This window comes from Rheinheimera mesophila, assembly GCF_000986865.1.
In the GTDB taxonomy this organism is placed as follows: Bacteria; Pseudomonadota; Gammaproteobacteria; order Enterobacterales; family Alteromonadaceae; genus Pararheinheimera; species Pararheinheimera mesophila.
This window is the reverse complement of sequence record NZ_LAVS01000084.1, coordinates 687-1,302: the sequence shown is the minus strand read 5'-3', so window position 1 is coordinate 1,302 and position 616 is coordinate 687. Positions and strand designations below refer to the sequence as shown.

1 protein-coding gene is annotated in these 616 nt (G+C 30.8%); it reads right to left on the bottom strand.

Going from position 1 to position 616, the window contains the following annotated elements; translation table 11 throughout:
* A partial coding sequence (locus SD53_RS12660; protein WP_046520570.1) for a phage portal protein occupies positions 1-599 on the bottom strand: 599 nt, incomplete at its 3' end.
* Positions 600-616 lie beyond the last annotated feature (17 nt).

Sequence of the window (616 nt, the reverse complement as noted above, 5' to 3'; positions counted from 1 at the left end):
TTTTCTATATTCTTTTCGTCATATGCGCTAGAGGCAGATTTCAAAATCCCTCTTATTTGATAGTTTTTTAATTGTGCACCTATCATTCTTCCGAATATTTTCCCGTAATCTTCGAATAGACTTTCTACAAAGTGTGTCACTTTATTGTTGTTGTACTTTAAATATATGACCTCTTGCATTGTGAAAGTACGTTGATAAGTATAATCTTTAACCGTTACATCTTTGAATATATCATCATACAAAGCGTACTCTTCTCTGTAAAAGCTATCTGCGATAAGTAATTCTTTGCTGTCACTTACTACGATTAAAACCTCGTTATCATAAATTAGTTTATATATAACTTGTTGCCAAAAACTATCGCTTGATAAGTCAGTATTTGGTTTTATATTTAACTTGTAGTAAACATCATTCTTTTGAATTCTATTACCTTCCAATACTTTAAAATGACTTTGAGCGACAGCTCGCGCAACAAATTCAATACAACTATCAATCGCTAAACGTTTCACATACGCTTGTTGTGATAGATCTTCTATCATATCTAAATCAAGCATATATGTTATATCTTTCCTAGTTTTAAATATCTTTTCTAGAATACTCATGTCTCACCTCCTCTATT